Origin of the sequence: Rhodanobacter spathiphylli B39 (assembly GCF_000264295.1) — a bacterium.
Lineage (GTDB): Bacteria > Pseudomonadota > Gammaproteobacteria > Xanthomonadales > Rhodanobacteraceae > Rhodanobacter > Rhodanobacter spathiphylli.
In genome coordinates this window covers 13,995-40,306 of record NZ_AJXT01000044.1, presented here as the reverse complement: position 1 = coordinate 40,306, position 26,312 = coordinate 13,995, and the positions used below count along the sequence as shown (strand labels likewise).

At 65.0% G+C, this 26,312-nt stretch carries 25 protein-coding genes and 1 pseudogene; 6 read left to right on the top strand and 20 right to left on the bottom strand.

The annotated features are described in order from the left end of the window. Positions 1-26 precede the first annotated feature (26 nt). The 3 genes from UU7_RS13815 to UU7_RS13805 all read right to left on the bottom strand — a co-directional run bounded on the left by UU7_RS13815 (position 27) and on the right by UU7_RS13805 (position 2,370). On the bottom strand, positions 27-566 hold the full coding sequence (locus tag UU7_RS13815) for a DinB family protein (protein ID WP_007809274.1): 540 nt from the start codon (positions 564-566) through the stop codon (positions 27-29). 72 nt (positions 567-638) lie between these two features. Continuing rightward, the gene (locus UU7_RS13810) at positions 639-1,559 is read right to left on the bottom strand and encodes an SGNH/GDSL hydrolase family protein (RefSeq protein ID WP_157582298.1); all 921 of its coding nucleotides are present in this window, start codon (positions 1,557-1,559) and stop codon (positions 639-641) included. A gap of 13 nt (positions 1,560-1,572) precedes the next feature. Then, a complete protein-coding gene (locus UU7_RS13805) occupies positions 1,573-2,370 on the bottom strand; it encodes a hypothetical protein (protein ID WP_007809271.1) in 798 nt (265 codons plus the stop codon). Positions 2,371-2,588: 218 nt separating this feature from the next. On the opposite strand from UU7_RS13805, the gene UU7_RS13800 reads away from it, so the two are divergent. Then, positions 2,589-3,179, top strand: a complete 591-nt coding sequence (locus tag UU7_RS13800) for a hypothetical protein (RefSeq protein ID WP_040673478.1) — start codon at positions 2,589-2,591, stop codon at positions 3,177-3,179. A 41-nt stretch (positions 3,180-3,220) separates the two neighbouring features. Here UU7_RS13800 and UU7_RS13795 read toward each other — a convergent pair whose 3' ends face one another. The 3 genes from UU7_RS13795 to ggt all read right to left on the bottom strand — a co-directional run bounded on the left by UU7_RS13795 (position 3,221) and on the right by ggt (position 6,706). Beyond that, positions 3,221-3,427 carry a hypothetical protein gene (locus UU7_RS13795; protein ID WP_007809268.1) on the bottom strand — a complete coding sequence of 69 codons (207 nt, stop codon included), beginning with the start codon at positions 3,425-3,427 and terminating at the stop codon, positions 3,221-3,223. A 46-nt stretch (positions 3,428-3,473) separates the two neighbouring features. After that, positions 3,474-4,766: a phospholipase D-like domain-containing protein gene (locus tag UU7_RS13790; RefSeq protein ID WP_007809266.1), complete on the bottom strand. Its 1,293-nt coding sequence runs from the start codon at positions 4,764-4,766 to the stop codon at positions 3,474-3,476. Between the two features lie 125 nt (positions 4,767-4,891). After that, positions 4,892-6,706, bottom strand: a complete 1,815-nt coding sequence (ggt, locus tag UU7_RS13785; protein ID WP_007809264.1) for a gamma-glutamyltransferase — start codon at positions 6,704-6,706, stop codon at positions 4,892-4,894. A gap of 100 nt (positions 6,707-6,806) precedes the next feature. Between ggt and UU7_RS13780 the strand changes: the two genes are divergently transcribed. The 4 genes and pseudogenes from UU7_RS13780 to UU7_RS13765 all read left to right on the top strand — a co-directional run bounded on the left by UU7_RS13780 (position 6,807) and on the right by UU7_RS13765 (position 10,148). Beyond that, positions 6,807-8,030 carry a serine hydrolase domain-containing protein gene (locus UU7_RS13780; protein WP_007809262.1) on the top strand — a complete coding sequence of 408 codons (1,224 nt, stop codon included), beginning with the start codon at positions 6,807-6,809 and terminating at the stop codon, positions 8,028-8,030. Between the two features lie 102 nt (positions 8,031-8,132). After that, positions 8,133-8,288, top strand: a pseudogene (locus UU7_RS18840) (HupB); the annotation flags it as partial. A gap of 125 nt (positions 8,289-8,413) precedes the next feature. Next, complete coding sequence (locus UU7_RS13770) at positions 8,414-8,830, top strand: VOC family protein (RefSeq protein WP_007809260.1); 417 nt, start codon at positions 8,414-8,416, stop codon at positions 8,828-8,830. A gap of 22 nt (positions 8,831-8,852) precedes the next feature. Continuing rightward, complete coding sequence (locus UU7_RS13765; RefSeq protein ID WP_007809259.1) at positions 8,853-10,148, top strand: hypothetical protein; 1,296 nt, start codon at positions 8,853-8,855, stop codon at positions 10,146-10,148. A 19-nt stretch (positions 10,149-10,167) separates the two neighbouring features. Here the strand turns inward: UU7_RS13765 and UU7_RS13760 are convergent, their stop codons facing one another. Continuing rightward, positions 10,168-11,790 (bottom strand): FAD-dependent oxidoreductase, encoded by a 1,623-nt coding sequence (locus UU7_RS13760; RefSeq protein WP_007809258.1) that lies wholly within the window; start codon positions 11,788-11,790, stop codon positions 10,168-10,170. 105 nt (positions 11,791-11,895) lie between these two features. Continuing rightward, entirely contained in the window at positions 11,896-12,252 is a 357-nt protein-coding gene (locus tag UU7_RS13755; RefSeq protein WP_040673482.1) for a UBP-type zinc finger domain-containing protein, read from the bottom strand. Positions 12,253-12,529: 277 nt separating this feature from the next. Here UU7_RS13755 and UU7_RS13750 point away from each other — a divergent pair, with 277 nt between their 5' ends. Continuing rightward, the gene (locus UU7_RS13750) at positions 12,530-14,032 is read left to right on the top strand and encodes a hypothetical protein (protein WP_007809256.1); all 1,503 of its coding nucleotides are present in this window, start codon (positions 12,530-12,532) and stop codon (positions 14,030-14,032) included. Positions 14,033-14,170: 138 nt separating this feature from the next. On the opposite strand, the gene UU7_RS13745 is transcribed toward UU7_RS13750, so the two are convergent. From UU7_RS13745 to UU7_RS13695, 12 genes are all read right to left on the bottom strand, one after another. Then, positions 14,171-14,596, bottom strand: coding sequence for a GFA family protein (locus UU7_RS13745; RefSeq protein WP_007809255.1), 426 nt, complete (start codon positions 14,594-14,596; stop codon positions 14,171-14,173). 201 nt (positions 14,597-14,797) lie between these two features. Then, positions 14,798-15,631, bottom strand: a complete 834-nt coding sequence (locus UU7_RS13740; RefSeq protein ID WP_007809254.1) for a ubiquitin family protein — start codon at positions 15,629-15,631, stop codon at positions 14,798-14,800. A 275-nt stretch (positions 15,632-15,906) separates the two neighbouring features. Further along, complete coding sequence (locus tag UU7_RS13735) at positions 15,907-16,371, bottom strand: hypothetical protein (RefSeq protein WP_157582295.1); 465 nt, start codon at positions 16,369-16,371, stop codon at positions 15,907-15,909. A 45-nt stretch (positions 16,372-16,416) separates the two neighbouring features. Next, positions 16,417-16,740 (bottom strand): WG repeat-containing protein, encoded by a 324-nt coding sequence (locus UU7_RS13730; protein ID WP_157582292.1) that lies wholly within the window; start codon positions 16,738-16,740, stop codon positions 16,417-16,419. 338 nt (positions 16,741-17,078) lie between these two features. Then, positions 17,079-17,567, bottom strand: coding sequence for a GNAT family N-acetyltransferase (locus UU7_RS13725; RefSeq protein ID WP_007809250.1), 489 nt, complete (start codon positions 17,565-17,567; stop codon positions 17,079-17,081). Between the two features lie 88 nt (positions 17,568-17,655). Then, a complete protein-coding gene (locus tag UU7_RS13720; protein WP_007809248.1) occupies positions 17,656-18,831 on the bottom strand; it encodes a hypothetical protein in 1,176 nt (391 codons plus the stop codon). Between the two features lie 322 nt (positions 18,832-19,153). Then, positions 19,154-19,867, bottom strand: coding sequence for a CC0125/CC1285 family lipoprotein (locus UU7_RS17445; protein ID WP_007809246.1), 714 nt, complete (start codon positions 19,865-19,867; stop codon positions 19,154-19,156). A gap of 247 nt (positions 19,868-20,114) precedes the next feature. Beyond that, on the bottom strand, positions 20,115-20,504 hold the full coding sequence (locus UU7_RS17745) for a TonB family protein (RefSeq protein WP_162098651.1): 390 nt from the start codon (positions 20,502-20,504) through the stop codon (positions 20,115-20,117). A gap of 861 nt (positions 20,505-21,365) precedes the next feature. Further along, a complete protein-coding gene (locus tag UU7_RS13710; RefSeq protein WP_007809244.1) occupies positions 21,366-21,845 on the bottom strand; it encodes a DUF2846 domain-containing protein in 480 nt (159 codons plus the stop codon). 546 nt (positions 21,846-22,391) lie between these two features. Then, on the bottom strand, positions 22,392-23,144 hold the full coding sequence (locus UU7_RS13705) for a TSCPD domain-containing protein (protein WP_007809242.1): 753 nt from the start codon (positions 23,142-23,144) through the stop codon (positions 22,392-22,394). Positions 23,145-23,249: 105 nt separating this feature from the next. Next, positions 23,250-23,909, bottom strand: a complete 660-nt coding sequence (locus tag UU7_RS13700) for a hypothetical protein (RefSeq protein WP_007809240.1) — start codon at positions 23,907-23,909, stop codon at positions 23,250-23,252. A gap of 104 nt (positions 23,910-24,013) precedes the next feature. Further along, positions 24,014-26,176: an adenosylcobalamin-dependent ribonucleoside-diphosphate reductase gene (locus UU7_RS13695; RefSeq protein ID WP_007809238.1), complete on the bottom strand. Its 2,163-nt coding sequence runs from the start codon at positions 26,174-26,176 to the stop codon at positions 24,014-24,016. Positions 26,177-26,312 lie beyond the last annotated feature (136 nt).

The window sequence follows — 26,312 nt, the reverse complement described above, 5'->3', positions numbered from 1 at the left end:
CCGTTTGCGCTCCGTGACGCAGGAGCTCAGGCCCCGCACTCCGGAATCAATGCGGAGAGGTCGGTCACGCCGACGTCGATGCCGAGCTGGCTGAACAAGGTGGTGACCTGACCACGATGGTGGGTCTGATGGTTGAACACATGGCGCAGCACTAGGGCGCTGGTCTTGAGGTGCCTTTCGCCGGCGCTGTCGAGATAGCCCAGCGGCTGCGCGTACAGCTCGTCGGTGGCTTCGGCGGTGAACGCGATGATGACCTCGTCCAGCGCCTCGCGATCGGCGCGCAGCGTGGCGAAGTCGGGAAACGTGATGCCGCGGACCAGCGCCGGCAGCGGCGCGGCGCGTACGGGTTCCAGCGAGGCGAGCTCCGGCATCGCCAGCGCGAAGCGCTTCAGCCAGTGCATGTCGGCGGCCAGGATGTGCGCCAGCGTGGCCAGGATCGAACCGAAGAAGGCCCCCCGATCCGCCCGCAACTCCGCCTCGTCCAGGTTCGCTGCCGCCGCATGCAGGCGTGCATTCATCCACTGGTTGTAGCGGGCCATCAGTTCGAAGTCGGATTTCAGGGACATCGTCTTGCCTCGCGACATGGGGACGGGAGCCGGGAGCAGACGTCCGCGCGCATCCGGTGATTCATCGGACGGCTAAAGCGGAGGCAGCACGGGAATCAGCGCCCGGGCCTCGACCGCAGCCTTGAACGTGTAAAGCGTGTCGTCCGGATGTATCCCGTCCGGCAAGTGGGCGGCCCAGGTCGGCATGCCGCGCCGGATCTCGTGGTACTGATCGATCAGGTGGGTGCCCGGGTTCTCTTTCACGATCGCCGCCTGCGCATCCGCGATCCGGGCGACGATGGCGTCGGTGGTGCTGTCGGTGCAGGGGTTGGGAGTCTCGACGAAGACCGTCTTTCCGTGCGCGATGGCAATCTTCACCAGTTGCGTCCAGCGTGTTTTCACATGGGCCATGTCGTCCCATCCGGTGCGGGCAAGCGCGGCGTCGTTCAACCCGGTGTTGATCACCACGATGTCGGCCTTGCTCGACTTCATCTCGGCGATCCACGAGCGCGGCACGCCATGGGTGCCATCGAGCAGGTCGTCGGTGATGATCATGTTCACCCCGTGATTGGAAAGCTCCACCTTGTAACCGGCCGCCGTGAGCATCGCGTCGAGCTGGCTGACCGCATTGCGCGGGGTCACCGTGTACGTGCCGTTCTTCCGGGTCGTGCCCAGCATCGTGCTGTCGCCGTACATCGCAATCCGGACCGTCTGTCGCGCGGCCGAGCCGGCCGTGGCCGCGCTGGCGTCGGCAGGGAAGCCACACCAGGCGAAGGCGCCAAGCCAGACGATGAACGCGATTCTCATGATGCATTTCCCGTGCAGAGGAGCGGAACCTGCCACATCTTCGTCCGACCGGCCGATGAACTGCGAGGATGTCGAAAGCGAGCGGCCCGGCGACGCCTGCAGGTCGTCGAGCGCGCGTGCGAAATGCAGTATCGCAGAAGCTTCCGGCGCCTTCGGGCAAGGGCGATCACCCAGACGCAATGCCGGCCTGGTTGCCTTGCCCGACACGAAACGCGCAACGTCAGGCCCGCCCCGCCCCGGTCAACCGGCGCGCCAGGGCCAGCACCAGCATCCACCCGACACTCATCGCACCCCACAGCACGATCTCGAATGGCCAGAGGTTGTGCGAGGTGGGATCGCGAACGGTGTCCAGCAAGACGCGCAACACCACGAAGGCCATCCCCAGCAGGGGCAAGGCCGCGGCCCATCGCCAGTGCCGGCGCCATCGCCACAGGCCCCACAGCGGCGCGGCGAAACCCAGCACGCCCAACAGGCACATCGCCAGCATGAAACCGCTGAACAGCGCGACGTCACCGGCGCTCGGCACGGTCCTCATCTGCTTCTCCCGGTCGGCGCGCTGTGCCGCCTTGTCGGCGGCTTCGAGCGTGCCGATCCACGCCGGCGCCGGCGCCTCCTGCGCGACTTCGGCGCTGCCGGTCACCGACACCGGATAGACGGCCACGACGCGGGTGCCGCCGAACGATCCATCGCCCGCGCTGATCCGCACTTCGTCCACGCGCGCGCCCGGACTGGACAGGAAGAACCATCCCAGCGCTTCGCCGCTGCCTGCCGGATAGCGTCGCGACGGATTGCTGCCGGCGTGCGCCGGCTTGCCTTCGAAGTACGGCCGCGCCCAGATCTTCACGGGCTGGTCGCTGCGGTAGTCGAGGTGCAGGTAGAAATTCTGGTCGCGGCCCAGCACAACCACGTCACCGGCAGGATAGGTCCCGGTGACCTTCACCTGCACGGGCGCCGCTGCGGCACCGGCACCACTCAGCGCCAGCGTCACCGCGCACAGGATTGTCGCCCATCCGAACATCGCAGCTCCGGCTTTTCGATCGAACGGAGCATAGCAAAGCAACCAACGCGCTCCGGCTCGGCGCACGCCGTCTGCCGGATGCCGTCACGCCACTCCTGCAGTTTCCGGCGCACCAGGCGCGGCCCGTGTGCCAAGAGTCGGGTGGGAATGGCTGCACGTCGGGACTAGATTGAACGCACTCACACACGCTGCCGGCGTCCACCTCACATCCACCATCCATGGCGACCGCCGGCTGGCTGACAGTCAAGGAAAATGCACCGATGAACCGACCAAAACGATTCCTCCCGTCGACGGTCGCCCTCGCAGCGCTGGCCCTGCTGGTCGCCGGCTGCTCCGGCGCGGCCACCCGCGAGATCGAGGCCGAGCGCGCTGCGCTGCACAGCGATCCCGTCAGCATGAGCGCGAAGAATCTGCCGGAGGTGAGCATCAACGCTTCCGGCGCGGTGAAGGTCGGCACGGATCAGCTGTCGCTGACCGCCGGACAACGTGCGCTGACCCGCGACTACCGCGCCGCCGTGATCGAACTGGTGGACCTGACCCTCTCCGGCACCGCACGCATCACCGATCACGCCATGAGCCGGGTGCTCCTTGCATCGCTGATCGGCCGGGGCGACGAGGCCGGGGAAAAAATCGGCCGGCAGGCCGAAGCCATGGTGCATTCGCCGCCGTTCTGCCAGCTGCTGGACAGGGTGCGGCAGAGCCAGGATCGCATGGTGCGATCGGTGGTGACGCTGCAGCCCTACGCGAAGATCGACGCGCACGCGGTCGAGAATTGCCGGGCCGGAAAGCCCTACGACGCCAGCATCTAGAGCGGCCGACCCCCGGACTCTTTCGCAACGGATGCGTCAATTCACTGGTCGCTGGAGCGGATCAACGCCAGGCCGGCAGGGGTCAGCTGGAAGGAGGCGGGGGCGACTTCGCTGGCGGCCATGTGCAGGACCAGACCCGCGGCGATCAGGCGTTCCACGCCGGCCTCGTCCACCATGGCGGCCTGCCCCTGTGCCACCCGGGCCAGGTTTTCGTGGTCGCGCGGGCCGAGCTTGCTTGACAGGGACATGTCGTTCTTCCGCGTTCCGGTTCCGATCCCGCCTGGGCGATCGCTGCTACAGCTGTGCCGACATGGTCGAGGACAACCAGTCCGAGGCGCGCTGGCGCCATGGCCGGGCGCGCCATTGCGGCAGGGTCAGTTCCTGCGAGCGCGCCAGGTCCTGCTCGATGACGTCGATCATGTGCGCGGCAAACGCATGGTCATAGATCGCGATGTTGGATTCGTCGTTGAGCTGGAACGAACGGTTGTCGAAGTTGGCCGAGCCGGCGATGGTCAGATAGCCGTCCACCACCATCAGCTTGTTGTGGAACAGCGACGGCTGGTAGCGGTACATCCGCGCACCGGCCTGCAGCATGGCGCCCCACTGCGCCTGCGAGGCATCGCGCACCACCGCGCTGTCCACGTGGGGTCCGGGCACCACCAGGCGCACGCGCACGCCCCTGGCCAGCGCATCGCGCAACGCGGTCAGGGTGAGCTCGTCGGGCACGAAATACGCGCATTCCAGGTCGATGCTGCGCCGCGCGCCGTTGATCGCCATCAGGTACATCAGCTGCATGTTCTGGCTGCCGCCTTGGGGCGAGCTGGCGTAAGCCTGCACGTCGAGGTCGCCGCCAGCGGGAATGTCGGGGTAGTAGTCCGGACCAAGCAGGACCTCGCCGGTGGTGGCGAGCCAGTTGCTGCCGAAGATCGCCTGCATCTGCGCCGCCGCCGGGCCCTCCACGCGGAACTGCATGTCGCGCCAGTGATCGGGCTGGGTGCCGTCGCCGTCCCAGGCGTCGGCGATGCCGACGCCGCCGTTGAACGCCACCTTCCCGTCGACCACCATCAGCTTGCGATGGGTGCGGTTGTTGACGCGGTCGATCGCGTACCAGCTCAGCGGATGGAAGTACTCGAAGCGCACCCCGCCGGCGCGCAGCGCGTCGACCACCTCCTGCTTCATCCGGGTGGAGCCGACCCAGTCGGCCAGTACGCGCACCTTCACGCCCGCCCGCGCCCGTTCCGTCAGCGCGGCAACGAACTCCTTCGAGACGTTGCCGGACCAGTAGATGTAGGTTTCCAGATTGATGCTGTGCCGTGCCGCGTGAATCGACGCCAGCATCGCGGGGAAGATCTCCGCGCCATTCTGGAAGTCCTGCACCGCATTGCCCGTGCTGACGCCGGTGCCCAGCAGCGCGCCCATCTCGCGCCGGAACTGCACGCTCTCCACCGCGCTGACGTGGCCTATCCGCTGCTGCAGGCCGCGCGTGTGCGGCCACAGGTTGAGCAGCACTATGCCCGCCAGGCACGTGGCAAGCACGCCCAGGCCCAGCCACAGCAGACGCCGCCGCCATCGCACCGCTGAAACCATCGTGATTCCTCATCCGGCAGTGGCACCAGCCTGCCTTCGAGGATGCAACGGGAGCGTGATGCAGGCGCGCGGACCACGCTCAGCGCGAGCGGGGCCGGGTCACCGTTTCAGGCTTCCCCGAATCACTAATAGCCCGCCGCCAGCCCTGCCGGCCGACGCGGATCGTTGGCGCCCTCCAGCAGGCCGGTCTTCGGGTTGAGCAGGATTGCCTCGACCGCACCGCCGCTGAACTGCTTGAACGTATAGCCCATCGATTCCAGCGTCTGCTGCGATTCGGGCGTGAGCAAGCCCTGCCCCGCGTAGACCACGTCGGGATACCACTGCTGGTGCAGGCGCGGCGCGTTGACGGCCTGCTGCATGTTCATGCCGAAGTCGACCACGTTGAGGAAGCTGCCCAGCACCGAGGAGATGATGGTGGCGCTGCCGGGGCTGCCGGTAAGCATGAACGGCTTGCCGTCGCGCAGCACGATGGTCGGCGTCATCGAGCTCAACGGCCGCTTGCCCGGTTCCACCTGGTTGATCACGCCCTGCACCAGGCCGGCGCCGTTGGCCACGCCCGGCTTGCCGGTGAAGTCGTCCATCTCGTCGTTGAGGAAGAACCCCGTGTCGCCCGCGATCTGCTTGTTGCCGAACAGGAAGTTGACGGTGTACGTGGTGGACACGGCGTTGCCGTCCTTGTCGACCACCGAATAGTGCGTGGTGTGGTTGCCTTCGGGTGCACCGAGGCTGCCGGTGACCTCCGACGATGGCGTGGCCCTGTCCGGCTTGATGGTCGCGCGAAGCCTGGCCGCGTGTGCGTCCGAGAGCAGCATGTCGATCGGGTTGTGCACGAAGGCCGGATCGCCGAGGTAGGTGTTGCGATCGGCAAACGCGCGACGCTCGGCCTCGACGATGTAGTGCACGCTGTTCACCGAACCGTAGCCCCACTTCGCCAGCGGATACGGCTTGACGATCTGCAGGATCAGGCACAGCGTGGTGCCGCCCGAACTGGGCGGTGGCGCCGACACCACGGTGTAGCCGCGGTATTCGCACTGGATCGGCTTCTCCCACTGCGCGGTGTAGTCGGCGAAGTCGCGCAGCGACAGGATGCCGCCGTTGGCGTCACTGCCCTTGACCACCGCGCGGGCGATCGGCCCTTCGTAGAACGCCTTGCTGCCGCCGTTGGCGATCAGCTCCAGCGTATGCGCCAGGTCCTTCTGCACCAGCCGCTCGCCGACCTTGAACGGCTTGCCGTGGTTGAGGAAGATCGCCGCCACGTTGGCATGTTTCGCGAAGCCGTCGTTGCCGGAACGCAGACTGTCGACGTCGCCCTGCTGCAGGATGTAGCCCTCGCGGGCCAGCTTGATGGCCGGCGCGATGACCTGCTTCAGCGACATCGTGCCGTAGGCCTTCAACGCGGTGTCGAAACCCATCACCGTGCCGGGCACGCCCACGCCGAGATAGGTGTCGGTGCTGCGGCCCTCGACCACGTTGCCCTCGGCATCCTGGAACATCGTGGGCGTGGCCCTTGCCGGCGCCTTCTCGCGGAAGTCGAGGAACAGGTTGCGGCCGTCCTTGAGATGGATGGTCATGAAGCCGCCGCCGCCGATGTTGCCGCAGCATGGATGCACCACGGCCTCGGCAAAACCCACCGCCACCGCGGCGTCCACCGCATTGCCGCCGCGCTTGAGGATGTCCACGCCGACCATCGTGGCCAGGTGCTGCGCGCTGACCACCATCGCATGCTTCGCGGTCACCGGCCTGGCGTTCTGCAAGGCCTCGCGGGTGTTGGCCGGCTCATGTCCGGTCTCGTCGGGATTGACCTGCTGGGCCGGCGCCGGCGCGACGAACGCCGTCAGCATCGCCACCAGCAGGGCGCGACGTGGCCAGCGGCGGTGATGGAACGCCCCGGCGGCGGTGGCTGGGCTGCAATCGATGCGCGGCGTGTTCGTATCGGGCATGGCTTCATCCTCGGCAGTGATCGATCCAGCATAGCCCCACCCGCCCGCATCATGAAAAGCCGCAGTATCTTTCGCCAGTCTCCCCCGACTGGAGTGGGTCATGGCCCTGCGCTGGATCGTCTGCCTGCTGCTTCTTCTCTGCGCCGATGCCCGCGCGGACAGGCCCGCGACCGGCGGGCCCGCGTCCAGGGAACCCGTGGCCAGCGTGCGCGTGGCGTTCGATCGCGACGGCGTCACCGCCACGCGGGTGCATGGACTGGCCGACAAGGCCACCGGCCGCAAGCTCAGCGCGGACGATCCGGTGCGCATCGCCTCGATCTCCAAGCTGGTCACCACGCTGGGCGTGATGCGGCTGGTGGAGGCCGGCAAGCTCGACCTGGATGCGGACGCCTCCGACCTGCTGGGCTGGCGCCTGCGCAATCCGGCGTTTCCGGCGGCGCCGATCACCCTGCGCCTGCTGCTGTCGCACCGCTCCAGCCTCACCGACGCGGCCGGCTACTGGCAGACGCCGCTGGGGGGCCAGCTGCGCGACATCGTCGAGGATCCGCGCGCGTGGGACACCCGCCATGCACCGGGCACCTACTTCCGCTACACCAACCTCAACTTTCCGCTGGTGGCGCAGATCATGGAGCGCGCCACCGGCGAGCGCTTCGACCAGCTGATGGAACGCCTGGTGCTGCAGCCGCTGGGCATCCACGGATGCTTCAACTGGAACCGCTGCGACGCGGCGACCGCGGCGCGCGCCGTGGTGCTGTACGACGCGGACGGCAAGCCGGTGAAGGACGACAACCATGGCCGCAAACCCGATTGCCCGGTGACGCCGGCCGCCGACGGCAGCTGCGACCTGTCGCCATGGCGGGCCGGCGCCAACGGCGCGCTGTTCTCGCCGCAGGGCGGCTTGCGCATTTCCGCCAACGGGCTGGCCCGCATCGGCCGCCTGCTGCTGGGCAACGGCAGCATCGACGGCCGGCGCCTGCTCAAGCCCGCCTCCGTGCAGGCGATGATCACTCCGCAATGGCGCTACCGTGCCGGCAATGGCCTGACCTACGAAGAAGATACCGGCGATGCCGATGCCGGCTTCTTCTGTCGCTACGGCCTGGCCGTGCAGACCCTCGCCACGCCCGTGCCGGGCTGCCGTGACGACCCGTTCGGCGACGGCGTGGCGCGCATCGGCCATTCCGGTTCCGCCTACGGACTGCAGGCCGGGCTGTGGGTCGACCGCAACAGCGGCACCGGCGTGGTGTGGTTCGCCACCGGCATGCCGGACGAGCGCACCGGCGGGAAGTCGGCGTTCAGCGCGGTGGAGGAGGCGCTGGCGCACTGAGTCCCCGGTCGACGCCTTGACGCCATCGTCGTCGATCGACCACCTCGCGTTAACCCGGCGCCGCCTAGCGTGCTTCGCTCCATCCCGTGAAGGAGCAGCGTCATGTCCAAGGGCGACAAGTCGTCGTACACCGACAAGCAGAAACGCGAAGCCGCGCACATCAAGCAGAGCGAGAAGAAGGAGGGCAAGTCGGAAAAGACCGCCGAGCGCATCGCCTGGGCCACGGTCAACAAGCAGGACGGCGGCGGCAAGAAGTCCTGAGCCACCGGGCATGCCTGGCCGCATCGCGGAGCTTGTCGATTCGGCCGCGGGTCGTTCGTCGTACAGTCGACGCTCCACGAGCGTAGAGTCTCCACACTTCGTGCCACCCGGGGAATGCCGCCATGACCAAGAAGATCTTCATCAGCCTGCCGATCGCCGACCTCAAGGCCTCGGTCGATTTCTACCGCGCCCTGGGCTTCGAACAGAACCCGCAATTCAGCGACGACAGCGGCGCCTGCATGGTGTGGAGCGAGGCGATCCACGTGATGGTGATCACCCACGCCAAGTGGCGCACGTTCACCGATCGGCCGTTCCCGCCGGCGGGAAGTTGCAACTCGATGCTCTCGCTGGCGCTGGACAGCCGCGCGGCGGTGGACGCGATGAACGAAGCTGCGGCAGCCCACGGCGGCCAGGCTGACGTGAACCCGGCCGAGGACATGGGCTTCATGTACACGCGCGATCTCGCCGACCCCGACGGCCACATGTGGGCGGCGCTGTGGATGGACCCGGCGGCGATGCCCGCCGCCGAACAGGGCTGAGTCCCCGTCCACGGTGCCGTCGATGGACGCCACCCGACGCAAACTGATCGTCGCCATCATCGTGACGACGCTGATGGCACTCATCGTGGTGATCGCCGACCTGGCGAGCGGTGGCCGTCCTGATCCGCCGGCGCTGCGCGCGGCGGCGACCCTGCTCGATGGCACCTGGCGATTCCATGCCGGCGACGATCCGCGCTGGGCCGACCCCGACATGGACGATACCGGCTGGGAAGTCATGGACATGACCGCCCCGCCCGGCAGCCACGACGGCGACGTGGGCCTGCCCGATTACGTCGACGGCTGGATGGCGCATGGCCATCCCGGCTATCGCGGCTACGCCTGGTATCGACGCGCGGTGACGGTGCCGGCGGGAAGCACGGCGTGGGACATCCTCGGCCCCACCCTCGTCGAGGACGGCTACGAGCTGTACTGGAACGGCCAGCGACTGGGCGGCTCGGGCAAGCTCGGTCCCGCCCCGCGCCTCGTCGGCACGCGGCCGCTGCGGTTTGCCCTTCCCGCCGGTGCGGCGGGCACTCGCGGCGTGCTCGCGGTCCGCGCCTATATGCTTCCCGCTTCAGCGATCAGCGCCACCGGCGGCGGCATGCACAGCGCGCCCATCCTCGCACCGCGGCCGATCGCCGCCGCACTCCACCGCGTGCAATGGCAGCGAACCATTGCCGGCTATATCGTCGACGTGATCGAGCCGATCGCCATGCTGGCACTGATCGGCCTGGCGCTGGCCTGCGGGTCGCGCAGCCGGCGCAGGGGCTTCCTGATCTTCGCCGGCATCGCGCTGGCGCTTGCCGCAGCCAGGCGCCTCGACAATGCGATCGTTTCATGGACCGACCTGCAGGACCTGACCACTTACGCGTGGCTGGCGTCGGTGCTGTGGGTGCCGACGATCACCGCCTGGTTGCTGGCCTGGAACCGCTGGTGCCTGCGCCCGTGGCGAAGCATCGATGTGCTGACCGTCGCGCTGGCGATGGCCGGGACGGTCGGCGCCATGACGCACTCGGCGAGCTGGACCAGCGGCAGCCGGCTGGGCGCGATCGCGCTGTTCGTCGTCATCGCCGCGCGCATGCTGCGCCACGGCCCGCTGCGAATCCTGTCGCTGCTCACGCTGGCCTCGATCATGGCCGGGCTGTTCGGCGGCGAGCTGCTCGATCCGATCGGCGTGCCGGGCATCTGGTTTCCTTTCGGCATCGGCGTGTCACGCACGCAGTATGTCTACGCGCTCGCCATCCCGCTCCTGGCCCTGCTGATCGTGCGCACGCTCGCCCCGGGCACGGATCGGAGGATGAGCGATTCGGTCGGGTGACCTGTTTCGACTGGTCAGTTCAGCCGCCGGCGTCGACGAAGGCCCAGACCCGGGAGATCACCACCGAGCCCTCGCCGACGGCCGAGGCCACGCGCTTCACCGATCCGCTGCGCACGTCGCCCACGGCAAAGATGCCGGGCCGCGAAGTCTCGAACAGCGAGCTGGCGCCGACCGCCTCGCCGGTGAGCACGAAGCCCTTGTCGTCCAGCTTGACCAGATCCGTCAGCCAGTCGGTATTGGGGGCAGCGCCGACCATCACGAACAGCGCCCGGCTCGGCACCGTCTCTTCGGCGCCGCTGGCGGCATGGCGGATCGTCACCGCATCGAGGTGGTCGTCGCCGTGCAGCGCACTGACTTCGACGCCGTACTCGATGGTGATCGTGGGCTCGGCCTCGAGCCGGCTCGACAGGTAGCTCGACATCGACGCGGCCAGTGACTGGCCGCGCACCAGCAGGCGCACCCGGCTCGCCGTGCGGCTGAGGAACATCGCGGCCTGACCGGCGGAATTGCCACCGCCGATGATGATCGCCTCGGTGCCCTTGCTGTAGCGGGCCTCGATATCGGTCGCGGCGTAATACACGCCGGCGCCTTCGAACTCGGTCAGCCGCGGAATCGGCAGGCGGCGATACTGCACGCCGGTCGCCACCACCACCGCCTTGCCCCGGACCCGCTTGCCGTTGTCGAAGGTGGCGCAGAAGCCGCCGTCCGGCAGCGCTTCGAGCCGGGCCACGCGGCGGGGCATGGCGAAACGCGTGCCGAACTTCATCGCCTGGATCTGGCCGCGCCAGACCAGGTCGGCACCGGAGATGCCAGTGGGAAAACCCATGTAGTTCTCGATCCGGCTGGACGTGCCGGCCTGGCCGCCGATGGCGACGTCCTCGGTCACCAGCGCACACAGGCCCTCGGCGCCGGCATAGACGCCGGCGGCCACGCCTGCCGGCCCGCCGCCCACGATCAGCACGTCGAAATCCTCGTCGTCGACCAGGTCCAGGTTCAGGCCGAGCAGGCGCGCGATACTGTCCGGCGTCGGGTTGTCGATGACGGTGTCGCGGCCGAAGATCACCGCGGGCCGGCCGGGCGCCAGCGAACAGGTGGCAGCCAGCGCGTCCGCCTCGACGCTGCCCAGCGCATGCGAGGCGTAGGGAATGCGGTTGCGGTCGGCGAATTCGGCGATGCAGCGCACCTCGCGGTCGCGCTCCTCGCCGATCAGCACCAGCGTGCTGTCGCGCTGCTCGATCTGCCGGCGGCGACGCGCGGCAAAGACGGTGATGATGATGTCCGACATCTCGGGAATCCGCGACATCAGGTTCAGCATCGTGACGCGCGGCACCTCGATCACCGAGGTGTCGCGCACGGCGCGCATCGCCATCGAGGCGTTCCCGCCATTGAGGAACGATATCTCGCCCATGAACTGGGTCGGCCCCAATGTCGAAGGCAGATGGCGCTCGTCGGTATAGGCGTTGACCACCTCGATCTCGCCGTCGAGGACATAGACGAAGCGGTCGGCCAGCTGGCCGGGCCGCGCCAGATACGTGCCCGCCGCGTAGCTCACCTGCCTGCCCGCTTCGCGCAACGCGGCGACGTGCGCGGGCGCCAGCGGGGTGCGCTGCATCTCGCTCAGGTTGGCGCCGATCGATTCCATGTCCTGTCCTTGCGGTGGTCGGGGCGGCCACCCTGCGCGGGTGGCTCGGAGGGAGTCACGTCCGGCGAATCATGCCATCCGGGCGACCTGCGGCGTTGGCCGGCGTCACTCGTTGAGCAGCTCCATCCAGTTCCGCGGCACCTGTCCCGCGGGACCGGGCACCGGCTGGTCGAGCGGATGCATGTGCGGTGCGCGCAACGTCGGGCCGTTGAAGGTGGCACCGCTGCGGTAGTCGTAGAACCAGTCCTCCCCGGGCTCGAAGCTGGTGATGACCGGGTGGCCCGTCTGGTGAAAGTGCGCGGTCGCATGCTGATTCGGTGACGTGTCGCAACAGCCGACATGTCCGCACCTGGCGCATCGGCGAAGGTGCAACCACCACTGGCCAGCCTGCAGGCATTCCACGCAACCGGTGCCCGAAGGCGCCACCGCGGGATCGATATCGTCACTGTCGTGCGTCGCCATGGTGTCTTCCTCATCGTTTGCCGGTTTCCCACAGGGAAATTCGCGCCATGCGCGCGCCCCGTGACCGGTGCCGCGATCGTACTTCACGTCCATGGCTTGATGTCCGGCCACGACCAGGCCGGCTGGCCATGTGAGCGCCATGTCTCTTCCGCAACAGGCCCGTGGGCGTGACGACCGTCCTCATGGCCACGCCTGCAGGCCCCTTTTGCAAATGCCGGAAGACAGGCGGAAGATGCTTCGCCACGTTTCCTGCACGACGTACCCGGGGGAGGTAAGCATGGCCGCTGTCCTGTCGCCATCCGTCATCGAGGCTTCCAACAAGGCGCGGGACGCTTTCCTGCGCGCCATCGATCCGGGCGCCTTTCCACCCCCGCCCAGGCCAACGGTCGGCGGCGCGCCGCCGCCTCCCGGCCCCGCAGCCAAGAAGCTGATGTCGGGCGCCTACTATGGCGACAGTTTCTTCCGCATGATCTCGGAGATCATCACCAGGCAGAGCGCCGTGCTCAAGACCGGCACGACCACGGAGAACCTGGACTACGCCGGGTGGTTCAACTACTTCTTCACCGAGGCGAAGAAATCGGCGCAACCCGAAGCGATGGGTCGCATTTTGAGCGTGATTTTCGATCTCGACAGCGTGCTGTCCCGGGACAATCTGAAACTGGTGCAGAAGGCCGGCTTCACATTTCCCGCATCCCTGTCCACCGACTTCGCCAGAATGATCGCCATCGACCCGGCGGTGGTTCCGTTCGGGGTACTGGACTATCTGCTCAACGAGGGCTTCGAAACCTTCCCGCCGGTCGATGCGAAGTCCGGTGGCGTCGACACCGGCGAAGGCACCGTCGATGATCCCAAGGTCAGCCACGTCTTCGGAACGGACTTCGACCTGCAGAGCGCCACCAGCACCCAGCCGACCGACCGCCACACCACACCCAATTACCTCATCTTCTATCGAGGCGACAACCGTCTCCCGAAAATGGTCATCGAACATGGCGGCGCGCGATGCCGGGCGGACCTTGCGCACTGGCGAAAGGCCGCGCACGTCGACGAGCCATGGCATCCGTGGAAGGACGCCGCAACCAGCAGGAAGATGTGGATCCGCAAAGGCAACGCCGACAACGACTATTTCACGGTCAACAGCATCGGCATGGATTTCCACATTTCGTGCGCCTATCCCATGCTTCGACTGTCGGAAATCGACAAGACCCTGACCGGCGACATCAGGGACTGGACCGATGCCGAACGCGCGCGCCTGCGCAGCAGCGGCAAGGCCGACTTTTGCCTGATCCAGCCGGCAAAAGGCCCACAGAAGGAGTTTGCGCTATGCGACAAGACGCGCGTCTATCTCTGCGCGTTCAAGGATGACACCCTGTTGTCGCCGACCTACACGCGCAATACCTATCCCGAGATGGGCGTGCGCGACGTCTCCCTGAACCAGATCATCGCCTGGGTGGAGATCGAACGGTTCCATCACAATGCCGATTTGCGCAAATCCGGCAGCGCGCGACCGAACATCTGCTACGACAGCACCACCGAAGGCAGCACGATGACGATCGTGGTGCGCGATTGGGGATGGATGAATGGCGCGACCGGCGCCAAGAACGTGCTGGCCATCGCCAATCCCGCCGTCTTCGAAAATCGGTTGAACAGCTTCAAGGGCAGCTCCTTCGAGATCAATCACTCCAGGCTGCTTTCAAGGAACAGCACCACCTACATTGTCTCAACGCGCCAGCATGCACCCAATGTATGGGCGACCGTCGCCCCGGCGACGCTGAAGAAGTGAATCGAATGGCCGTCCGCCGGGCATGGACGGCCATTGGCAAGCGTCGCTGCTGAAGTACCTGGCCTCAGCTCGCCCCCCGAAGAACGTCGCTGGGCCGATGCGATCCTGTCCGCAAGCGGTTCGGTGAATGCGGTTCCGCTACGCCTGCTTCTGCGTGGACGGCGACTGCGCAAAATGCGGCAGGGCTTCGTCCAGGCAAACCCATGACGGTGCACTGGACGTCCAGATGTCCAGTGCCGGCCGGAAGCCACTGCTGTCGTCCAGGCTGCTGAAGCGGATGGACATGAAATCCGGCCTTGCCTCACCCGCGGTGAACAAGGGGCTGCCGCAGTGGGCGCAAAAGCTCCGCGTGACCAGCAGACCGCTGGATACGCGAACCGCATATTCCTGTGGCGAGCCCGTGACGTCGACGGACGCCCGCGGCACCACCACGCCCGAGGCAAACGGTGCGCCGCTCGACTGCTGACAATCGCGGCAATGGCAGTTCAGCATGGCCAGCGGCTCGCTGGAACACGCGTAGCGGATGCTGCCGCAGGCGCAGCCGCCCGAGAACGGAACCTTCATGCAAGCCTCTTGAAGACAGGGGTGGTGGGTGGCGAATGATGTCACGGGCAAGCGCCATCAGGCCACGGGAAACTGACCCCGGCACCGGATACCTTCGCCTGCTCGTCAGCAGGCCTGCTCTTGCGCCGAACCCGCATGACAACTGAGAGCAGTGCGAAGCCAGGCGGATGACGCGGCAATGCCCCCCACGCACGCCGCCCCCTAGGGGTTGTGGGTGAATCCCGCCGCGGCAATGACCTGCTGCGATCCCCGCGTGAAGTATTGGCTCGCATCGGCGGGTGCCAGATAGAAGTTGCCGCTGATCACGCAGGCACCCGGATGGTGGGGGCCGCCCGCGGCGGCGAAGACGTCCGGCAGGGAAATGCCGCCGATGAGCTTGCCCTGGCCGGCGAGCTCCAGCGTGTATTCGGCAATTCCCGTGGCGAACACGGTGAGCCAGACATCGCACGCGCCGGCCGTCACCGAAGGGGTGTAACTGTATTGCCGAATCCGGCCGCCCTCCTCCTCGAACTGAAGCCGCCACCCCGGCATGTCGTAGATCTGCCGGAACCTGCCCGTGGTATCCGCGAAGCCGGGGTCGACCAGTATCAGGTTCAAGTCGACCCGCTGCCGGATACAGTATTGGAGCAGCGAATCGGGGCATTGCTGGCGCTTGATCGAATCTTCGCCATGTCCATGGTCGAAGCAACCGATGCCGATGAACGTCATTTCGTCCGGACCAAGTTCTCCGGCCGACAGCCGCAGGAAGGCCTGCAGCTTCGCCAATACGTTGTCGATCGGCGCATCTTCCCGGCGGGCGGGAAGCTCGACGGAAATCGTCTTGTACGCCTGGACATTCAGGTCACCCAGCGTGAGCGCAGCTTTTGCGACAAGCTTGCCTTCATAGAAAATCTTGAGCTGGTCGTCTGGCGGGAGTTCGTCATGGGGCCAAAGCTCTCGGTACGCCTGCTCGACCACGCTGCGGAAGGTAGCATCGGGACCTGCAGCGAGTTCAACGTGTTTCTGATCCTGAAACTTCACGAATATCCTGGGCATGTCCGTGCTCCTGATGAATGGCGTTTTTCCGAAGTGCGTTCCACAAGCAGACAACAATGGGAGCGAACAACAAATCGACTTGATGACCTGCGCCCCTTTATTCCCGTGGTCAATCCATCGCCACCCGCGGATCTTCAACCACCGTCGAGACGGGAAGCCGACCTGCCCGGGTGAACCCATGCGCAAACAGGCCAGGTTCATTGACCGCAATGCGGCTGATGAACCTGACCCTCTGTCCCGACCCCTCTACCGGGCGGCGCCCCTGACCCTGCGGCCTACAAATTCACCCGCTTGCCGACGACCCATCCGGGCGTGTGCCAGTCGATGTCGTACGAGGCGCCCTTTTCGTCGTGGTGCGAGCCTACTCCGATCACGCTGCCGACCTCGCCGGGCTCGAGCGTGAAGAACAGGGTGACGTGGCCGGCGCCCTTGCCCGTGGTGATATGGCGGATGCTCTTGCCATTGTGCCGAACGACCGAACCATTGCTGCGTCCGTCGTGACCGAGCACGTTGCCTGCCGCCGTCAGAAGACTTGCCTTCCAGGCGGGCGATCCGCCCCCGACCTTGGAAGTGATGAACGCGGCAATGTCTTCCGCCGTCATCGAACCGTGCTTTCCGCCTATCTTCTCGCCCCAGATCACTGCCATTTCAATCTCCTTGTTGGCTTGGGTGATTTTCGTCGACATCCGTTTGGCAAAGGCTTGGCATTGAAATGATGAAAACGTCGAGGCGCCATGCATTTCAATCCGCCTTTTATACGCCTCCCCGTTCCCGGGGACATCGACTCATCGAATTTTTCTTCCGCGCCGATCCAGCGTGATCCAGTCGCCTCCTTCGAACCAGCTGTAGTCGCCACCGGTCTTCGAGCGGCATCCGGTGCAGGCTCTCCATCCCAGGCCTGGCTGGTAGTCGAGGATGCCGTCGTAACTCGGCGGCACCACCAACCTTCCCTCCTCGTCCGCCAGCCCCCACTTGCGATCCTGGTTGACGCGAACCAGTCCGTAGTGGAACGCGCTCGCATCGTTGTCCATCGTGGCCACGTGACGCACCACGACCTTCCCGCTTCGACCGATGTACGACCAGCCACTGCCGGGAAGAATCCTCGCCACCAGATGCTCGCGGCTGCCACTGAAGAGCTTCGGCAGTTAGCGTGCCGCCACGTAGGCGTGGCCATCTCGGGTTTCCATCGCGCAGGGCGGCAGGCTCCACGTTTCGCCATCCACGACACACGCGGCCGGTGGCGCGTTCGGCGACGGCCAGGCCGATGCCGTGCGACAGGACAAGACACCAAGCAGTCCAACAATCCAGTGAAGACTTGACGAGTGCTTCATGAGTCCCCTTCCGTCACCGTGGATCGACGATCGCCAGGGTCAAGGCAGGGCAGGTTCGGCTTCCCGCCTGAGGCACGTGAACCCATCGCCGATGCAGTTGCCCGCAGTCGAGCACCTCAGCGGGAAGCCAGGTCGAGCACCTGCATGGACACCACCTTGCCGCTCTCGACCCGCCGCTGCCCGACTTCGTGGAAGCCTTGCCTGGCATGAAAACGCGCGGAGGCCGGGTTGGGCGGATCGATATCGAATTCACAGGCGATCAGCGGCACCGCGTCCGCCAGGGCCCGCGTGCGGACATCGGCATAGAGCCGACTGCCGAGGCCCCCGGCCTGTCCACTGCCGGCGACCACGATGCGGTCCACGTACAGGAAGCGCGCATGGCGCTGTGCGAACCAGCGGTAGTTGGCGCCGTCGTAGTCCGCGCCCTCGCGGAAGGCGAGCAGGAAAGCCTCGATCCGCCCACTCCTCTCGATCACCCGATGCATGGCCGCCTGCTCATGCAGCTGCGCCAGGCGCCCTGCGTCCAGCGGACTGAGCACGGCGACGAAGGCCTCGTTGAGGGCGAGGATCGCGGGGAAGTCCGCGGGATGGGCGTCTCGAAGCATCGGGCGGCCTGTCATGGATTCATGCGGGAAACGACGCGCCTGCATCGGGCAAGCGCGTCCCTGCATCCGGTTTCGCGGTTTCGTCTGCTCAGGACGGCGTCAACTGCCGGCTCAGGTGCGACGGCAAGGCGCCGGCATTGTTTCGCCAGTGCGTCGCGCCCAGCTCCACGATGTCGTAGTAGTCGGTGCGCCAGGCCGCGTATTGCATGGAGCCCAGGAACGCCTGCGGCAGGCTGGATGCGTAGGCGCCCGGGTTGTAGGGCAGGCCCGCCTTGCTCGCCACCGCCATGGACTCGTGGTAACTGTGCATGCCGCCGCCGACGAGATAACCCACGATGGCGAGCACGTACTGCTTGAGCGGTTCCCCGCGAAACACGCCCGCGAAGGCGAAGGCCGATTGCAGCAGCGAGCCGGTGGTGCCCGAGATGCCGGCACCGAACAGCAGGTTGCGCGCGTCGACGTCATCGTAATAGGCATCCGCTTGCGGCTGACGCGTGCGCGCGGTGTCGCGCTGGAACATGTCGACGCCGCGACCCCGCGCGATCGCCGTGGTGCCCACCGCCCCGGCCTGCTCCGGCCTCACGATTCCCCCGACACTGGTGGCGCCAGCGCGCTGCGCGGCCGGCTTGCGGCCACGCTTGGCGGCATCGTCGAACCAGTCCTGGCGCAGGATCGGACCCCAATGGTTGTACGCCGCCAGTTGCTCGCTACCCAGGGCAGGGAGCACCTTGCGGCCGACGGCGTCATGGATCGATATCTTCTGGTCCAGCCGTCCCCGCGCCAGCGCATTGAAGATGCCCTTGCGCACGCCATCGGGCCCGAGCGCCGCCTTGGCCACCGTATCAATGCGGCCGAAGCCGCTGCCGCCGCCGGTGTAGAAATACTGGCCGATGGCGAACAGCTCTCGCGTCAGCGCGGCCCGATTGGTCACCAGCTGATGGTCCAGGTACTTCTGGATGGCCAGATTGACCTGCCCGACCCCTTCGGCCGTGAACTGCGGATGATCCAGCGCCATCAAGCCGAGCGCCGACTCGGCGAGGCGACGGCGATCCTGGCTGACCAGGCTGTCGTAAGGCCGCAGACCCGCCGACCCGCCACGCCAACTGGTGTGCTCGCCGGTCCTGGCGTACACCACCCGCCGGTCGGCCGTGAGCGCCCAGGGCACGTAACTCTCCACCGACGTGCGCGGCAGCACCCCCTGCGGAAAATTCTTCGGCGTGAAACTTCGGGGGTCGTCAAAGCTGCGGATGAGGAACTCGGACATCGACTTGCTCCAGGACAGGAATCACCGATGGAGACGAGCGGCGCGACGCCCGCGATGGCGCAGTCTGCCGTGACCAAAGCTTCAGAGACATAGAACACTACTCGCCAGGCGGCATCGCAGTCACGCCGCGGGAGCGTGTCGAGCCCGGGCCGCCGTGCCGGCTTGCTTCCGGCAACCCGAATTTCCTGCGCAACTGTCCGCGTCTCGACCAACGGACACGAGAGTTCCAAGGCCTTGCGTCGACAAGATCAGCTGATCTGCCATCGTCCACACTCCCTCGGACAGGTCCGTGCTTCGGCAGCGAAGCAAAATCGGAGTTTCCCTAGGTTTTCTGTCCCGGAGCCGCAAGGAACGGAGGCAAGGTCGGGGCCGGCTGGCCTGGCGCGCGCAGAAACGGAGGCACCTTCCGCGGCTGGGAAGGATGGGCCATCTTGTACTGATGCAGATTCACGATGGCCTTGTCCGGGGCAAGGGCGTAGGCAGCCTGATCGATGATGAATTCGCGAGCCGGAGGATCGCTCTTGCCGTCGCTCCTGATGTAGTCGACCAGCAGGTCGAGCACGGACCGGGCCTTCATGAGGACGGTTCTTTCCGGCAGCTTGTCGCCGTACATGGACACCATCGCCCTTGAATGCCACGTCGTGATGGTTTGCCCGGGAATATAGATGTATCCGCCCGCGCCACCGACCTCGACCAGACGACCATCATCCTGGTCGGTGAGCACGGCGGGCACCAACCGTCCGCCGACATCACCATCCGGCGCATAGCCGCTGTTGTGCAGGTGGTCATCCGCTTCCAGCGAGAAGTAGGTGTAGCCATTGCTCCGTGTCAGTTCGGCGCAACGATATATCCAGAAGTACCAGACCCTGTCCTTGGACGCATAGCCATTGCCGTCGAACTCGACGACATAGTGGGAGCTGTCCACTTTCTGTTCGCTGTACCCACCCGTGATACCGCGTTTTCCGTAAGCCGTCGCACACCCGTGCAACATCAACAGGGCCGCCATCAGCAGGCCCACCTTCCATACCTTCTTCATGCTCCCCCCGTTTTCCGGAACACTTCCGGATGCATTGCGTCTGACCGGCCGCACACGCCACGCCCCTCTTCCATCCTGCCTGCAGCGGCTTCCCGCGCGAGCCGCAGCGACGTGGCGGACAACCATGGTGAGGCCAGTTCCACACGGCCCTTCCCCTCTCTCATCCATTCTCTCGAAACAGTACCGATTCAGCCCATCAGCGCAGCTATGACCCCATGATCCGGCCATGATTGATGACACCGGAGTTTCACCGAGCCAACGTTTCGAGCAGTTCGGCGACGGGACGAGTTTGACAGTAAGCCCTGGGGTAAACCGGAGGCGTTCGCAGTTCTGGCGGCAATGTGGTGAACTCGACCGGCATGCGTACATAGCCTGAAACCGCAACTCCATTCCTGCTTGCTGGGCGAAGGTGCTGTTCGGCCAGCCACTGCACGGCCAACCGGTCGAGCTCCACATGGTCGCTGGTGCGATTGATACACGCCTCGGTCACGCTCCCAGTCGCGTCCACAAGTGCCATGACCAGCGTAGTACCTTGAAGCTTATGTCCCGAAGTATCCAATGGCCACGGATGTCCATGAAACTCGGGATGCTCCGGCACAAGCGGAACCTGCTGCTGCATCGGTTGTTGCGTCGACATCGGTGCACATCCATGCAATAGCGACAACGCAGCCACCAACCATGGAGCTATTCCAAGACGACCAATGCAATGACGCATGCTTGCTCCCAGCGCACGTAGTTGTTTAAACATGTATCGAGGCCAAGAATCGACCTTCCCAAGCGCCTTCACATTCGAAGTGGACTCTGAGATGGCCCGGCTTTTCCGGACACGTTAATTAAGCACTCATCGCTTCATCATCAACAACGGCTGGCGTACGGTAAACACGCCTGAAGCAGCCGCCGCGCTCACCGCGATGGCTGCAAGCAGGATGCCGAAGAAGGGGGCGATTCTATTCACGTCGATTTCCCTGGTGGTTCAGCAAAAGTGCACTCTGACCCTGGTTTTGGATCGGCAATTAGTGTGCATAGCGGCTGGCGGCATTGTGGGCCGTCTGTTTGGGTCGGACCAACAGTTTGCCCGGCCGCCAGCCACTCTTTCAAATCAGTCACTTGGCGAAGATTGGGTGAGGATGTGGCGCTTAAGTAAGTGCCATTCGTTCATGGCTCCATTCTCTCAAGAGTTGGAGCCTCCTCAAATCCCGGGGCGGTTCAGGTCGGCATGGCCTGCGAAACCGCAGGGATAGATCAATGGCGGGCACCGTTTCGATCCAAGCGACGGCTGTACTCAATCATGCGACTGGGCCGTGAGGCACTGCTGCGACGATGGTCAAATGCCAGGCTCGAAGAGCTCATGGAGCAGATACGAAAGCCATCCCCAGCGCTACTCGATCAGATGGCCGTGGCGGCATGAAAACGTGGGGAAACCTCAGGCTCCGCCTTCGTTCCGTACGCCCCCGCTTCAGATTTAATTAATCTGACCTCCTTTCGTTCCCCATTCGGATTAGTTGCCAGTCCGAGCGTTCGGCGTCCAGTCCTCGTAAAGCGCAACTCGTTGCGCACCCGTGGACGACTCCTCTATCCCGATCCCGCCGATGTTTATTACGCCTGCGCCGTAACTCGAAAACATGCTTGTGTCGATGACGAAGTAGTAGGTCTCGTCGGCTTGGAAAGCACTATTAATAGCGGCCTCGTGGATCGTGCTCAGGGGATTCCAGTGGGCGAGAATGTCATGGCGACCCGGAGCAACTGCCAGACGAACATAGGTTCCCCGCTGCAACGAGCCTTCTTCCACTCCATCCAGCTTCACGTGAACCGGCCACGCCACGCCTGCTCGACCCATGCCGCGCGCGACATAGACGGTGGCCTGGCCCTTGTAGACCGAGCCTTGTGACGCATATGGCGATGCATCGGCAATGACGAGGGGCTTGGTGGCGCAGCCACAAACTATGGCAGCTAGCATGGCAATTACCAGCAATCTCATCCCGCTTCATCCCCATAAGTTACGCAAAACGTGAAGGCAGGCAGAGCGCCAAAAACTACCAGAAACCAGGACATCAAATCTTGGAAAGTAAGGATTGGAGTCGACCTTCAGGAGTTGATGGAACACGAGGCGCCACGACGACTGGTTTCGATCCACGCGACAGACACGCCTCCCGATAGGGCATGAAACGCCCGGCCGGATGGATATTAATACCCCCCCGCTCCCCTCTGCCGTCCTCTACGCACCGAACCCTAGTCCGCCGAAGACTAGCCACCACCTCAAATCTTCGTCATAAAGATCGGGCTACCAAGCATTGCGATAACCAGCGGCACTAGCTGGCCTTTCAATGAGTCCCGAAGCGGCACGGCCATTTCCCCTTTTACTACATCCGTGTCCCGAACGCACCTAATCCAGGTCGTGGTAACTGACGGCTACTGTTATCAAAAGCTGGCTTCGAGGGGTTTTAGTCGAGGCCGATTCACTCGTAAACCCCTGTTTTTCCTTGGGCCGTAGCAAGAGTCAAACTTGCGACCTACTGGTCATAAATCACCCGCACTTCGAATACCCACAGTTCAAACAAGTCTGGCAGTTGTCCATCAGCACCAAGGCCTTGGTGTTGCACTTGTCGCACATCATCGAGCCTGGCGGAAACGTCAGCGCGTCGGTGGCGGCCGTGCCGGTGGTGGCGCTGGCCTCGGTCTTTGCGCTGGCCGCCTCGTAGGCTTTCCGCTTGTCGGCAATCAACTGACGCGTCGCCGCATCCATCTCCGGATCATGAATCAGCCCGATGTTCTTCATGTGCTGCTCCACCACCGAGCCGATTTCGGCGACGATGCTGGACATGTAGACACCGCCAGCCTTGAAATAACCACCACGCGGATCGAACACGGCTTTCAGTTCCTCGACCACGAAGGTGACGTCGCCGCCTTTGCGGAACACGGCGGACATCAGCCGGGTCAACGCCACGATCCACTGGAAGTGGTCCATGTTCTTCGAGTTGATGAAGATCTCGAACGGGCGACGCTGTTCGTGTTTGGTGCCGGCGTTGAGCACGATGTCGTTGATGGTGACGTACAGGGCGTGTTCGAACAGCGGCGACTTGATCTTGAAGGTGGAGCCGACCAGGGTTTCCGGCCGCTCGACACTTTCGTGCATCTGGATCACTTCGGCCTGCTTGGGTTCGCTGGCTTTATCGCTGACTCGCGCGTCTTTCACGGCGGCAACGGCCGCACTGGCAACCTTGTCTTCGGGTTTGACCACGTTGTAGCCGGTGATCTTCTTGTCGATCTTGATTGCCATGATGTTCGCTTCGTTGCTTCTTGAGTGATGGGTGCCGGGCTGCTCACGGCGCGTAACGGGAGATCATCCGGCCCGGCGCTGGGGCCGGGCCGGATGGGGTGTTGCTTACTTGCGTTTTGCAGCGGCCTTCTTGGCGGCAGCCTTTTTCACCGGGCGTGCCGACTTGACGCTCGCCTTCTTGCTGGCAGTGGACCTCTTTGCCGTCTTGGCGACGGCTTTCTTGCTGGCGGACTTCTTGACTGCCGCCTTTTTCGGCGCGGCCTTCTTGCTGGCCGACTTCTTGCTGCTGACCTTCCTTGCGACCTTGGCGGCTTTCTTCTTCACCACCTTGGCGACTTTCCTGGCGGCCTTTTTCGGTGCCGCCTTTTTCGCGGCGGCCTTTTTCACGGCTTTCTTCGGTGCAGCCTTTTTCGCTGCCGCCTTCTTCGGCGCCGCCTTCTTCACGGCTTTCTTCGCGGTCTTCTTCACCGCTTTCTTGGCAGCTGCCTTCTTGGCGGCCTTTTTCGGAGCCGCCTTCTTCGCGGCAGCCTTCTTGGGAGCGGCCTTCTTCGCCGCAGCCTTCTTGGGAGCTGCCTTCTTGGGAGCCGCCTTCTTCGCAGCCGCCTTCTTCGGCGCGGCCTTCTTCCTGGCGGCGGTCTTCTTCACCGCCACCGGCGCGGCCGCCGGAGCGGCCGCGGGCACCTCCGGCAGGACCGGGAGGGCGACGGCCGGTGCTTCGACGGCTACGGGCGTGCTGCTTGCTTCAACTTCGTTATCGATGGACATGCGGGTGTTCCCCTCCGAATTGATGTCAGTACGTGACGCGGCCTTTCGGGAATCGACGCCTCCTGGGGGAACACCGCACACCTCGGTGCGAGCTGCGTGTGTGCCTAGAACTTGCCGTAATACCCTTCCTTCAAGGCATCGAAGAGGTTGGCGGCCGAATGCATCTCGCCGTCGTATTCCACCTGCTCATTGCCTTTCAGTTCGACAACACTACCGTCGTCCAGCTCGAAGCGGTAGAGGGTGTTTTCAAGATCGGAATCCTTGACCAGCACGCCCTGGAATGCCGCCGGGTTGAAGCGGAACGTGGTGCATCCCTTCAGGCCCTGCTTGTAGGCGTAGAAGTAGATGTCCTTGAAGTCTTCGTAGGGGTAGTCGGTGGGCACGTTCGCGGTCTTGGAGATCGACGAGTCGATCCACTTCTGCGAGGCGGCCTGGATGTCCACGTGCTGCTTCGGGCTGATGTCGTCGGCCGCCACGAAGTAGTCCGGCAGCTTGTTGCCGGCCTCTTCGGTATACGGCTTGGCGTCGGCATTGATCAGCGCGCGGTAGGCCAGCAGCTCGAAGCTGAGCACCTCGACCTTTTCCTTGGACTTCTTGCCTTCGCGGATCACGTTGCGCGAGTAGCTGTGCGCAAAGCTGGGCTCGATGCCGTTGCTGGCGTTGTTGGCCAGGCTCAGGCTGATGGTGCCGGTGGGCGCGATCGAGGTGTGGTGGGTGAAGCGCGCGCCGGTTTCGGCCAGCTGCTCGACCAGGTTCGGCGCCACGGTGGCGATGCGCTGCATGTAGCGGCTGTATTTCGCGTGGAGCACGCGGCCGGGAATGCTGTCGCCGACCTTGTAGCCGTCGGCGACCATTTCCGGACGCTTGCGCAGCATGTCGCCGGTGACGGTGAAGTCGCGCAGCAGCACCGGGGCGGCGCCCTTTTCCCTGGCCAGTTCCAGCGCCACTTCCCAGCCGGCCACCGCCATCTCGCGCGAGACTTCCTCGGTGAAGGCGACTGCCTCGGCGCTGCCGTAGCTGTGCTTGAGCATGGTCACGGTGGAACCCAGGCCCAGGAAGCCCATGCCGTGGCGGCGCTTGCCCATGATCTCGTTGCGCTGCTGTTCCAGCGGCAGGCCGTTGATCTCGACCACGTTGTCGAGCATGCGGGTGAACACCTTGACCACTTCGCGGTACTCGTTCCAGTCGAAACTGGCCTTGGGACCGAACGGGTCGCGCACGAACTTGGTCAGGTTGACCGAGCCGAGCAGGCAGGAGCCGTAGGGCGGCAGCGGCTGTTCGCCGCAGGGGTTGGTGGCGCGGATGTGCTCGCACCACCAGTTGTTGTTCATCTCGTTGACCTTGTCGATCAGGATGAAGCCCGGCTCGGCATAGTCGTAGGTGGACACCATGATCATGTCCCACAGGTGCCGCGCCCGGATGTGGCCGTAGATCTTGCAGGCGACCAGGCCGTCCTCGCGGTCCACATAGTTCTCGTGGGTGGGCCACTCGCGCCACACCACCTGGGCCGGGTCATTGACGTCGACCTCGCCTTTTTCCTTGACGTGCACCGGGAACACCAGCGGCCAGTCCTGGTCGTGCTCGACCGCCTGCATGAAGCCGTCGGTGATCAGCAGGCTCAGGTTGAACTGGCGCAGGCGGCCGTCTTCACGCTTGGCCCGGATGAATTCCTTGGCGTCCGGATGGCTGATGTCGAACGTGCCCATCTGGGCGCCGCGGCGACCGCCGGCGGACGACACGGTGAAGCACATCTTGTCGTAGATATCCATGAACGACAGCGGGCCGCTGGTGTACGCGCCGGCGCCGGAGACGTAGGCGTTGCGCGGACGCAGGGTGCTGAACTCGTAGCCGATGCCGCAGCCGGCCTTCAGGGTGAGGCCCGCTTCGTGGACCTTCTCCAGGATGTCGTCCATCGAGTCGTGGATGGTGCCCGACACGGTGCAGTTGATCGTGCTGGTGGCCGGCTTGTGCGCCAGCGCGCCCGCGTTGGAGGTGATGCGGCCGGCCGGGATCGCACCGCGGCGCAGCGCCCACAGGAACTTTTCGTACCAGTGGGCGCGCAGCTCGTCGGTGGCTTCCACGTCGGACAGGGCGCGCGCCACGCGCTGGTAGGTCTCGTCGATGGTGGCGTCGACCGGCTCGCCGGATTTCGCCTTCAGCCGGTACTTCTTGTCCCAGATGTCCCAGGACGCGGGTTGCAGGGGAATTTCCACGACGGCATCACGACCGGTGGCGGAACTGGCGGCTGGGGCACTCGATGTGCTCATCGGCTTCTGGAACCTCTCGCTGCGGCCTTTCGGCCGGCGTTGTTTTTATGTGTGGCGGCTGGGCCGCGCATGACTGTTTCGATGGCGGCGCAAGCCCGTGAGGATTGCCCTCCGGCCTGCGCTGCCAACGCTTTCC